The organism is Halomonas sp., assembly GCF_052095695.1.
In the GTDB taxonomy this organism is placed as follows: Bacteria; Pseudomonadota; Gammaproteobacteria; order Pseudomonadales; family Halomonadaceae; genus Vreelandella.
Genome location: NZ_JBQDLQ010000104.1, coordinates 1 through 10,791 on the forward strand (window position 1 = coordinate 1; position 10,791 = coordinate 10,791).

Here is a 10,791-nt window from a genome sequence, read left to right on the forward strand (position 1 = left end):
AATTATGGCGCGCCCGGCAGGATTTGAACCTGCGACCCTCGGCTTCGGAGGCCGTTCAGATGCATGCCTAGTTTTATTTTTTGCTAGTTTCAAAGTGAGAATAATCCATATAAATCATAATCATACACAGATACTAGCAAAACATACTCAAGCATTTCATCACCAATTAATGACGATCTATGACCGTTTATGGCACCCATTAGGCACAATGCGTGATTTTTTTGTGTCTGGTATTCAGACCGATTTGACCTTTGGCCAACCCCAGAAATGCGCCATGATGAAAAAAGCAGCGCCCAGACGGAACAACTGAAAAACCAATCCACTAAGACGCTACATCTCAACGGTTAATTGCCTCTGCCAATAGGCCACCAAATCAGCTTTGACGTGACGATTTATAGGATAACCAGATAGTGTTTCCCAAAATCTTTTTGGCGTCACATCATAAGTCTTTCATCACTTTTAATAATCTTTTCTTATATAAAAACCGTGATAATTATTTTGAATCCTCACTCGCCATTGAGCCATTCTCCCGGCTCGTTTTCCAGAACCGCCAATCTCGCCTCCAGCATTTCACGCACTAGCTGCAATATTTCAAAACGCTCATGCAGGGACAGGTCGATCTTCTCGCCGTCACCAAACACACTCAATTTCGCAGGATTGTGAAGATGAGTAGTGAGAGCATTGCGGGTACGTTCTATCGCGACATCCAGTTCCATTCCGCCTAAGCTCGCAAGAATATTCTCGTGCCGCAACATTGGCTTTCTCCTAATGCTTATTGTGATTTACTAGATTATGGCAGCTTGGGCCGCTGGTCGAGGCAAACGTCACCCTGAGTTGCCATTGCTGTTGTCCCGGCCAAATACTGTTGTCAGCATCGGCTGTTTGCTGGCTTGGCATAAGCCTCGGCTTAAGTACCTAAAAAACCGCGTCTTCCTTTTGGGCGTTTGATGTTGGCAGGTTGGCAGGTTGGCAGGTTGGCAATGAGGGTGCCCAGATGACACAAGATAAAGACTCGCAACGGCCTTTTGACCGTGGTGATAGCAACAGTCCTCAGAATCGCTTGAAGGGGGATGTCCGTAAGGTCGATGATCCTTATGAGCCATTAGGCAGAGAGGACTGGGAGGCCGATATGCATAGGTCCAACAACGCCGTGTTGGAAGGTCAGGTGCCTATCCATATCACCTCGGCGGGAACTCGCTACGTGAGGGTGCTTGATGTCCCGCTAGCGCTACAGGATGAATTGGCGGATTATTTGACCGGAGCGGCAGTTCCCGTTGTTGAAAACGAAGAAAGCCTGGTGGCTTTCGAGACGGATTGGCTCGATTGGCACCAGCGCCGTCGACCAGGTCGTCAGGCGGCACATTATAGCGCGGCGAACAGTGCCGCGGTGATGCGCTCCTTCCCGTCGATCGCGAGGCAATGGGGTCTCTCCGACATAGAGATGGCGTCACTCCTTGGACTCAGTGTTAGGACATATCGCGAATGGTCCGCCACACCGTCGCAAGCCGCGCTGTACCCTGAGCAACTGGAATGCGCGTCCAACATTTTGGGGATTTACCGGTCTTTGACGATACTCTTCCCGCGGATGGAGCAGCAGCAACGGTGGCTTCATTTGCCCATTGATCACGCCCCGTTTCATAGTGATTCCCCGATGACGGTCATGCATCGCGATGGGTTAAACGGGTTGTACTCGATCCGGCACTATCTGGATACCAAGCGCCAGGAAGGTTTTGCATAAAAAATCCTCAGCGATGCGTTAACTGCCGAAAGCCCTCGGATTGTAGCCGTCTACCAGGCTTGCATTACCTCAATTTGCTATCCTGATGTATAATTTTACGCATACTTGGGTAAAGAGACGTAATCCATGGTACCCAGAACGTTTGTCTTCCATCGACCCACGCTGGCAGCATCGATTGTCGCCGGCCTCGCTGGCGAGAGCTTGCTGGACTACAGCAGTGGGCTGTTTCTTGCCTCACCACGCCATACAGGCAAAAGTACTTTCCTGCGCCAAGATATGATGCCAGCTTGCGAGCAGCGAGGCTGGGAAGTGATCTACGTTGACCTCTGGTCGAGCCCGCATAGTGATCCCGGTGTACTGATAGAACGCGCCATCATGGCGAAGCTGCAGTCTTATGCGTCACGCATCAAGCAGCCGTTGAGCACCGGCGGTAGTCATGTCGTCCGTCTCTATCGGACATTGCCCTGGGATCAATCACAGCCGACGCTGCCCGACGGGGTTACGCTGGTAGAAGCCCTCCAAGCGCTGCATGAAGTATCCGGGTATCCGGTGGTCCTTTTTATCGACGAGGCGCAGCACGCACTGAATAGCGAGAGGGGCATGAACGCCATGTTCGCGCTAAAAGCTGCCCGGGATGCGCTTACTCTGGGCGTTAAGCAACCCGGACTACGCTTGGTCTTCACCGGTAGCAGCCGGGACAAGCTTGCAAAGCTCGTGATGAGTCGGGATCAACCCTTCTTTGGCAATACCGTCATTCCCTTCCCGCTACTGGGCAGCGACTTTATCGAAGCGTTCACTCAGCACATAAACGCGAAACTGGCGCCAGGTAATACCTTCCAGGTAACCGATGTTGCACAGACCTTTGAGCACATGGGGCATCGACCTGAGCTACTTTGGGAGATCGTTAAGCGAATCGCACTGGAGCTTGGGCAGGCGCCTGAATTGGGCCGCTTGTTAAAGCAAGGGGCTAATGCGGTTGAGGCGGACTCTTTATCTATTTTTCAGGCTGAGTATGACCCACTGACCGAATTGCAGCAGGCGATTCTGTTCGTCCTATCTCAAGCAGCCGCCGAAAATCGTCCCTTTACGCCCTTCACTCAAGCAACGCTGCAAGAGATCCAAGCACGCGCTGGGCGTAAAACACAGCCGGCCCCCTCTTCCATTCAGCGTGGCCTGGACTCATTGCGTGAAAAGGGGTTGGTGTGGCGCTCAGGCCGCGGGGTGTACGCCCTGGAAGATAGCGGTATGGGAGAATGGCTACTGTCTGACGATAGCGAGGTAGGGGTAGATGACCCTATGCAGTATTCTTATGTGGGCAACACTCTGGATCGCTTGGATCGCGACTTTTTGCAGCAGCCACACATCGTGCGCCCCATCACAGCCGACACATTGTCTGAAGCTCTGCGCCTGACAAACAATATGGAGGTCGACCTCGAGCAGCCGTTGAGAGGAGAAGACACCTAATTTTGTGATGGCTCGTCCATTAGACGGTCTGGCCGATGGCATGATAGAAACTGTTCATGGGTTCGGTAACGCTGAAATAGCATTGAACTGGGTGCTTGAACCGGCCGCCATAGTGGCGGTGAAATTCTCGGCGGAGCATTATCTTCCATCTGCGGAATGCCGACGTGAGCGATAGCAGCTATCACACCGCTATGAGCCGCTATTTCCAAACAGTGAGGTAGGTCATGAATAAATTTATGCTGGCATCCATGCTGATGAGCTTAGCGGTCGTATCAATGTGCATGATTTGGAACCAACACCGTGAGCACCATGGCAAGCAGTCACTTGCTAATCTGGCCTTATCTTGGCTCTTGAATCGCCTACCGTGATGACTCACAACACGCCTGTTAGCAGTCTTCCCCAGCATGATTCGAGCAGTGAAAATGCGCAGCTGCGTAGCCAACACTCGGCATCTTGGAACCTCCCTGCCACGAATACCTATTTGCCGTATTTATTAATATCCACGCTTCAAGGTCTTATCGCGACCTCAGTTCCTTAATAGATGGTGATGCCACCTCATCAGAATGAGCCAAGTGTGGCGTAAGCCCTCGTAATAGGTCGGCTTCAGAAAAGGGAAGCCTCAGCTTTTGGCATTTTTGTCGATCATTTTTCATCCTTGTCTATCTCTTCACGCATAGGACCTGACTCTAAGGCGTAGCGCTACTCAATCTGGGGGTGACGTCGATGATGTTACCACCTACGTTGGTGTCCAGAATCAGTGAACCACTACACAAAGCCAACCGCTGCTGTGTCTGAAAAATGGATTTTTGCTACTTTCCCATATGCTTCAGCAGCATAGGTGAGCTATGTCGCGACACTACGAGATCCCCCTATAAGGGCTGGACTCACATAGAAGACATCGTGTCCCCGCCGCAAACGACGGGGCGCCCGCGCCGTGATGACACCGCCAAGTGCTGAATGGCATGTTCTGAGTCCGTTGCTCTGGCGGCAAATGGCGCGACTTTCCAGAGCGCTACACCCATTGAGAGAAGAAGATACCTAATTTTTCTGATAGCTCATCCATCAGGCGATATGGCTGATAGCATGATAGAAACTGTTCATTGGCTCGACGACGATGAAGTAGCATTGTACTTGGCGCTTGAGCCGTCCGGCATAGTGGCGGTGAAAATCTCGACGGAGCATTATCTTCCATTTGCGGAATGCCAACGTGAGGAATCGCAGCTATCACACCGCTATGAGCCGCTATTTCCAAACAGTGAGGTAAGTTATGAACAAAATTATGCTGGTATCCATGCTCATGAGCTTAGCGGTCGTATCACTTTGCATGATTGGGAGCCAACACCGCGAGAACCATGGCAAGCAGTCACTCGCTAATCTGGCCTTATCTTGGCTCTTGAATCGCCTATCGTGATGACTCCCTGATTCGAGCAGTAAAATGCTCAGCTGCGTAGCCGACACTCGGCATCACGGGCCCTCTCTACCACGAATACCTATTTGCAGTATTTATAAATACTCTCGCCATCAAGACCTTACCGCGACCTCAACTCCTTAGAAGATGGTGGTGCCACCTCGTCTGAATGAGACAGGTGTGGTGTAAGCCCTCGTAATAGGTCGGTTTCAGAAAAGGGAAGTCTCAGTTTTCGCTGCTTTGTGTCGGGTGATTTCATCTTGTCAGTACCTATTAGGCTTTCACAGTTTCAGGCATTACGTTCGAGATGTCTTAAGCCTGGGTATGGCTGGCCGTGGGTCGTCAGCCGCTAAACTGATTGCCCGCGTTTCTTGATAGTCTGTAAACATTCTTTAAGGGTCAACAGCCCCCATCACCTCTCGGGCAATATTTCTGCAAGCGCCGCAAGACAAAGGTCAATTTCTTCAGCGCAATTGTAATGAGTGAAAGAGACTCGAGTAACTGATTTCAGCCCCAGCGGGCGCAGGATGTTGCCTGAGAAAACGTCGTCGCTTCGGGCGTGGACGCGTATGCCCCGTGTCCCGAGCTCGGCGACGATATGCTTGGCCTCGACTCCCTCAACGGCGAACGATACCACCCCTTCGCGATACGGTGAATCCGTCGGCCCAATAAGATGTAGCCCGGGGTAACCGCACAGCCCCGGTAGGTCCGCGCCGCCGTGCAGTAACCGATGTACCAGAGCACGCTCGTGGGCTTGCATCGCCAAGCCAGCGGCAACCAAACAGGCACGTCGTGAAGACTCTTCGGTGAAGTGCCCGCCCAACCAAACAAGGTAATCAACCACTGCACTGAAGCCAGCAAAAGCCGAGGGATCACGACTACCCAATTCCCAAGCATCTGCGGGCTTGCCCAACAGCCGTTCATGGTCAACTACAGCCAGACGATCAGAAACCCAAGCGTACCCGTTATTGAAGCGGCAGAACGCTTTATAAGGAGAGACAACATAAGCGTCGACATCATAGTTATCGATGGCTAGAGCTCCGTGAGGTGCGTGCTGTATACCGTCGACAATGATCACGCACTCAGGGGACACGGCCCTTATGGTTTGCACGATCTCAACGATATCCATGCTCATACCGGTTATCGGGCTAGTATGCAGGATGGTTGCGATTCGCGTGTCTGGTCGCACGCAGTTGGCGTAATGTGCTGCTGTCACCTGACCAGTCTCAATATCGAATGGTACTTCGATCCACTCACGATCGGTGCGGTGAGCCCACTGGGCGGTAGCATCATAGGTTGCAGGGTGTTCTACCGAGCTTGCCGCGATGCTGCCTCCGTTCTCGGCTGTAAGCGCTGCTGCGCGGATCAAGCGGAACAAGCATTCGGTACCGGTCTCACCACTAAAAATGACGCCGTTGCTAGCACCCATGAAGCAGGCCAGGTCATCGCGCCCGGCTGAAACGATCTGAGACACCGCGCGGGAAGCTGGGTTGTCACGGTGTTCATTATCGGGAATGCTGGCAACTTCAGCGCTTCGTTCAACGACTGACTTAAGTGTTAATGAACCACCTGCGTTCTCAAAAAATGCTCGTTTGCCAGAGTAGGGGCAGGAATCAACGTGCAGGAAGGCTCCCCGTACTTGGCTCAGTATTTCTTCGGGCAGCAAAATACCTTCCGCAGGGATTGTGTTGGGTAGGGGCATAATATGAGCCGAATTCGCCGTCATTAGTGATATCTCCTACGGTCAGGTACATGAGTGTCTGACCTTTATTGAAAAGCAGTGGAAATCAGTGCTGGACACTTTTGCGGTGTCGACGCCACTGGCTCCAGAGCGGAAATGCCAGTGCCAGCACCACCAGCACGCAAAGCGACAATGACAGTGGCCGGGTGAAGAATGTGGTCAGGTCCCAATGAGAGATCTGCATCGAGCGTCGGAAGTTGACCTCAAGAATGGGCCCCAGGATCAGGGCAATCACTAGGGGAGCGCCGGGGTAACGCCAGCGCTCCATGAAAAAGCCAACCACGCCGAAGGCCACCGCAAGCCAGACGTCGAAGACCTCGTTACGCAACGCATAGGTACCGATCACACTGAACACCAGAATCATAGGCCCCAACACTGCACCCGGTACCTTGGTCACCACCACCAGATAGCGACACAGCCACAGCCCCAGCACCGCAAATAGGACATTCGCGAACAGTAGCGAGAGGATCAAGGTATAGGTCGTCTCGGCGTGGTCGGTAAACAGGCTCGGTCCTGGTATCATTCCGTGAATAGTCAAACCGCCGACGAACACCGCCGTGACCGCATTGCCAGGAATGCCCAGCGTGAGGGTAGGGATTAGGGTACCGCCGGTTACAGCGTTGTTGGCCGACTCCGAGGCCGCTACCCCTTCCAGCTCTCCCTTGCCGAAGCGCTCGGGTGTCGGGGAATGACGACGCGCCTCATTGTAAGAAATGAAGGAGGCGATGCTGGTCCCCGCTCCGGGCAAAATGCCCACCACCGAACCAATCACCGACGAACGGAACATCGTACGCAAGCTACGCCGGATATCATGCCACAGCGGTAGGCTGCGCCCCTTGAGCTGTTTCTCCTTGCCGGCAAGCACGCCGCCGCCGTCGGGAACACAGAGGTTGAAGGCCTGGGAAACTGAAAAAAGCCCTATCAGTACCGGTAACAGCGGCACTCCCTCGAACAACTCGCTGTAACCGAAGGTGAAGCGTTGCACACCGGTGAAGGTGTCCAACCCCACACAGGCCAGCACCAGCCCCACCGCCGCTGAAAGAACGCCCTTGAGCGGACGATCCGATGCCACCCCAACGATGGTCACCAGCCCGAAAATCGCCAGTATGGTGTACTCTTGGGGGCCGAAGGCCAGTGCTACCGTCGACAGCGGCGGCGCGATGGCGATCAGCACGATCACGCTGAACATTCCGCCGAACAACGAGGCTAGGGTTGCCATGCCCAGTGCTTCCCCGCCCCGTCCAGCTTCGGCCAATGGATAGCCGTCGAGCGCTGTAGCGATGGAAGCGTCAGTACCTGGCGTGCGCAACAAGATTGCCGTCACCGACCCGCCATAGACCGAGCTGACGTAGACAGCGCCGAGCAAGATAAGGGCCAGCTCCGGCGGCATGTTGAAGGTAATGGGGATACACAGCGCTACGCCCATCGTTGAAGATAATCCCGGCAGTGAGCCAACCGTCATGCCAGCCAGGGTACCGAGAAGTAGCGTAAGCAAAGCCATCGGCGTCAGCACATTGCCGAGGGCAGGAAGCAATACGTCCATAGAGAGCCTCTTGAGTGAGGTCGCTGGCCGCCGTTAGCCCGCCAGCCAGCCAGCGGGAAGTGGCACGGACAGTAGATATATGAAGACCACGTAGATCACGACCGAGAACGCTACGGCAATCATCATGGCTGTCGGCCATCGCAAATGGCCTAGCCAGCGCAGGCTTACCAGCAGGAACAGCGGCATTGCGACAAAGGTACCGACGGTCACCATCAATCCCAGCATCCCCAGCACGCATAGACACCAGACCAGGAATCGCGGCCAGGGCAACGCGAGTGGCGACTCATCAGGGGGTTGACCGCGTAGGGTGGCAAAGGCAATCCCTACGCAAGCGAGTAACCCCAGCGTGCCGGTGATCACGGGGAATACGCCCGCGTCACCTCGCATGGACAGGCCAGTGACCAACGCAGCCGCACAGAGCGCTCCGACCAGCACGGCTACGCAACGGTCGATAGTGTCGAGAGTCATAGAATTACCTCACCGCACTTCCGATCACTGTTCGATCCAAGGATCTTTCTCCCAGAGCGCTTTCAGCCGATCGTGGCTGTCATGGATGAACTCGACGTATTCCTGCCCGTAGATAGGATTGACCGGCATGTTGAGCTGCGCCATCTCGGCACGGAATTCGGGGTTGTCGACCACATCCCGGGTAACGTCCAGAAGGGTGTCATACACTTCTTGGGGCACACCTGCCGGCACGGCAAAACCGCGCGACGCGGCGGCCTGGACGTCATAGCCCTGCTCTATTCCCGTGGGGACGTCGGCAATGGCCTCGACTCGCTCGTCGGCCCATACGGCCAGCCCGCGTACTTTGCCTTCCTGAATCTGGGCCGCCGCTTCCGACATATTGCCCTCGAAGGCGGTGATGTGGCCGCCCAGCAATGAGGCGGTCGCTTCGGCATTACCGTTGTAGGACACGAAACTCAGGTCGATATCCGCTTCTTCAGCGAAGTTGAGTGCGGCGAGATGATCATCTCCCCCGACGCCCTCGTGAGAAACAATCACCGATTCAGGATCGTCCTTCACCGCGGCGACCAAGTCATCCAGGGACTTGTAAGGACTATCGGCGGCGACCGCCAGCACGCCCGGGTCGGTTATAACATTGGCCAGAGGTTGGATCTCTTCGAGGGAGTAGCCGACGCTCTCCTCGCGAGTGAAGGGGTATACCTCTACCACGGGTGAGTTGATCAAACCGATGGTGTAACCGTCTGGGTCAGCATTGGCAAGGTGTACCCAGCCCAGTTCGCCACCAGCGCCAGGACGATTGACCACCACTATCCGCTCACCAAGCTCTTCCTCAGCGTACTTGGCGAAGATCCGCGCCATGGTGTCGGTGCTGCCCCCAGCGCCAAAGGAGACAATCATCTGAATCGGCTTAGTGGGGTAGTCCGCTGCTAGTGTTGTTGTGCTCAGGCCGCTCGTCAGCAGCGTCGCCATTGCGCCCAGCATCACCTTACGTACAGAAATGGATTGAACCTTCATCACCTTACTCCTTGTTGCTGTTGTATTGAGTCTTTAGGGCAGGCCACTAGCTAGAGAAACCGCTAGCCTGTCGCTGCATGTACTCATTGATTACTTAATAGCATTTAACTCTTTCAAAAAAGCGAATACATTTCATATATTATCATTCGATTAGTTCATCTATTGGTGATGCCATGTTGACTCTCAAGCAACTCGAGACTTTCGTCCAAGTTGTTGAGCTCGGCACCTTCGAGCGTGCCTCACATCGTCTCAACGCGACGCAGTCCACCGTCTCCAAACGCATCTGCGAGCTGGAGCAGGCCTCCGGACTACGTCTTTTCGACCGCTCACGGCGTAACGCGCGGCTCACAGAAGAGGGTGAACGGTTACTGGAGTTGGCCTATGCGACGCTCGACGGGGCGAAGCGAATCCTTGAGCTCAATGAGCACCATGAGCCCACGCTTCATCGCGTACGTATTGGCTTCACCGAACTGGCCGCTCTAACTTGGGTACCGAGCTTTCTGCGGAATTACACCACCGAAAGACCCGATATCCGGTTGGACGTCACCATCGACATGAGCCGAACCCTTTACCAGCAGCTTCAGGATGGAGAGCTTGATCTGGTGGTGATACCGCAGGTGCCCGAGGCCTTCGCTCAGCCGGGGGTGGAAAGTCAGCTGCTGGAGGAGGTAGAAATGGCCTTCATGGCCAGAGAGGGTTTGGTGGATATCCCCCATCCCATTTCCATTGGGGCGCTTGAGCGTTACCCCCTGATCAGCCAGGGCAAGCGTTCCGGGTTCGCTCAGGACATTAATCGCTGGCTCTCACATCAGGGCATGGCCGTCGCCAACCTGACCGCCGATAATTTATTAGCACTGGTTGGTCTAGTAGCGGCGGGGCGAGGCATCAGCGTATTGCCAAGACTTTGTGTTCAACGGTTCGCCCGTGAGCAGGGGCTAGAGATCCTAGAAACCACTCCCCGTCTCCCTACTATAGGTTACTACGCGCTGTACCACGGTGGAGCGCGCATCTCGTTGTTCGAGGAACTTGCTCTTCGGCTCGCTAATGCAGCTGACTACACCCACCCCTTCTTTATAGCTAAATAATATTCTGCTCTTCGCCGAACACACACTTCCAAAATTAACACTACGACGTCACCCCCTGCTTGAGTAGCACTAAGCTTTAGAGCCTTCCTTTAATCCTGAATGATTTCGATTGGCGACATGAGTAGATCAGCATCTCAATGCGCAAAAACCCGGCACTATGCCGGGCATGGACACTTCGCTGTTAGTTTAATAACGGGTGTTTTTTAACCAACATCTGATGGAGAGTCATCCATGGTTTTTGGCTTCATATGAAAAATCAATCCAGCAGAACTAAACCCGCCTTATTCATGAGTATGCTGATTGAGCGTCGCGAAGCCCCAGGTTGCTGGC

10 protein-coding genes are annotated in these 10,791 nt (G+C 54.1%); 5 read left to right on the top strand and 5 right to left on the bottom strand.

Annotated elements, in window-relative coordinates; genetic code table 11:
* A partial coding sequence (locus ACTH5D_RS15600; protein WP_441672831.1) for a hypothetical protein occupies positions 1-310 on the top strand: 310 nt, incomplete at its 5' end.
* Positions 311-506: 196 nt separating this feature from the next.
* Here ACTH5D_RS15600 and ACTH5D_RS15605 read toward each other — a convergent pair.
* Complete coding sequence (locus tag ACTH5D_RS15605) at positions 507-755, bottom strand: hypothetical protein (protein ID WP_441672833.1); 249 nt, start codon at positions 753-755, stop codon at positions 507-509.
* 239 nt (positions 756-994) lie between these two features.
* On the opposite strand from ACTH5D_RS15605, the gene ACTH5D_RS15610 reads away from it, so the two are divergent.
* The 3 genes from ACTH5D_RS15610 to ACTH5D_RS15620 all read left to right on the top strand — a co-directional run bounded on the left by ACTH5D_RS15610 (position 995) and on the right by ACTH5D_RS15620 (position 4,576).
* Positions 995-1,738: an antitoxin Xre-like helix-turn-helix domain-containing protein gene (locus ACTH5D_RS15610; protein ID WP_441672835.1), complete on the top strand. Its 744-nt coding sequence runs from the start codon at positions 995-997 to the stop codon at positions 1,736-1,738.
* A gap of 126 nt (positions 1,739-1,864) precedes the next feature.
* Entirely contained in the window at positions 1,865-3,202 is a 1,338-nt protein-coding gene (locus ACTH5D_RS15615; protein ID WP_441672837.1) for a hypothetical protein, read from the top strand.
* Between the two features lie 1,083 nt (positions 3,203-4,285).
* The gene (locus ACTH5D_RS15620) at positions 4,286-4,576 is read left to right on the top strand and encodes a hypothetical protein (RefSeq protein WP_441672839.1); all 291 of its coding nucleotides are present in this window, start codon (positions 4,286-4,288) and stop codon (positions 4,574-4,576) included.
* A gap of 446 nt (positions 4,577-5,022) precedes the next feature.
* On the opposite strand, the gene ACTH5D_RS15625 is transcribed toward ACTH5D_RS15620, so the two are convergent.
* From ACTH5D_RS15625 to ACTH5D_RS15640, 4 genes are all read right to left on the bottom strand, one after another.
* Entirely contained in the window at positions 5,023-6,336 is a 1,314-nt protein-coding gene (locus ACTH5D_RS15625; protein WP_441672841.1) for an aminotransferase class V-fold PLP-dependent enzyme, read from the bottom strand.
* Between the two features lie 61 nt (positions 6,337-6,397).
* Positions 6,398-7,894 (bottom strand): tripartite tricarboxylate transporter permease, encoded by a 1,497-nt coding sequence (locus ACTH5D_RS15630; RefSeq protein WP_441672843.1) that lies wholly within the window; start codon positions 7,892-7,894, stop codon positions 6,398-6,400.
* Between the two features lie 33 nt (positions 7,895-7,927).
* Positions 7,928-8,362 (bottom strand): tripartite tricarboxylate transporter TctB family protein, encoded by a 435-nt coding sequence (locus ACTH5D_RS15635; protein WP_441672845.1) that lies wholly within the window; start codon positions 8,360-8,362, stop codon positions 7,928-7,930.
* A gap of 24 nt (positions 8,363-8,386) precedes the next feature.
* Positions 8,387-9,376 (bottom strand): Bug family tripartite tricarboxylate transporter substrate binding protein, encoded by a 990-nt coding sequence (locus ACTH5D_RS15640; RefSeq protein WP_441672847.1) that lies wholly within the window; start codon positions 9,374-9,376, stop codon positions 8,387-8,389.
* A gap of 173 nt (positions 9,377-9,549) precedes the next feature.
* Between ACTH5D_RS15640 and ACTH5D_RS15645 the strand changes: the two genes are divergently transcribed.
* Entirely contained in the window at positions 9,550-10,461 is a 912-nt protein-coding gene (locus ACTH5D_RS15645; RefSeq protein WP_441672849.1) for a LysR family transcriptional regulator, read from the top strand.
* Positions 10,462-10,791: the final 330 nt, after the last annotated feature.

Excerpts from the sequence above, each read along its gene's own strand:
- ACTH5D_RS15605 (WP_441672833.1), bottom strand. The coding sequence starts at position 755 with ATGTTGCGGCACGAGAATATTCTTGCGAGCTTAGGCGGAATGGAACTG.
- ACTH5D_RS15610 (WP_441672835.1), top strand. The coding sequence starts at position 995 with ATGACACAAGATAAAGACTCGCAACGGCCTTTTGACCGTGGTGATAGC.
- ACTH5D_RS15615 (WP_441672837.1), top strand. The coding sequence starts at position 1,865 with ATGGTACCCAGAACGTTTGTCTTCCATCGACCCACGCTGGCAGCATCG.
- ACTH5D_RS15620 (WP_441672839.1), top strand. The coding sequence starts at position 4,286 with ATGATAGAAACTGTTCATTGGCTCGACGACGATGAAGTAGCATTGTAC.
- ACTH5D_RS15625 (WP_441672841.1), bottom strand. The coding sequence starts at position 6,336 with ATGACGGCGAATTCGGCTCATATTATGCCCCTACCCAACACAATCCCT.
- ACTH5D_RS15630 (WP_441672843.1), bottom strand. The coding sequence starts at position 7,894 with ATGGACGTATTGCTTCCTGCCCTCGGCAATGTGCTGACGCCGATGGCT.
- ACTH5D_RS15635 (WP_441672845.1), bottom strand. The coding sequence starts at position 8,362 with ATGACTCTCGACACTATCGACCGTTGCGTAGCCGTGCTGGTCGGAGCG.
- ACTH5D_RS15640 (WP_441672847.1), bottom strand. The coding sequence starts at position 9,376 with ATGAAGGTTCAATCCATTTCTGTACGTAAGGTGATGCTGGGCGCAATG.
- ACTH5D_RS15645 (WP_441672849.1), top strand. The coding sequence starts at position 9,550 with ATGTTGACTCTCAAGCAACTCGAGACTTTCGTCCAAGTTGTTGAGCTC.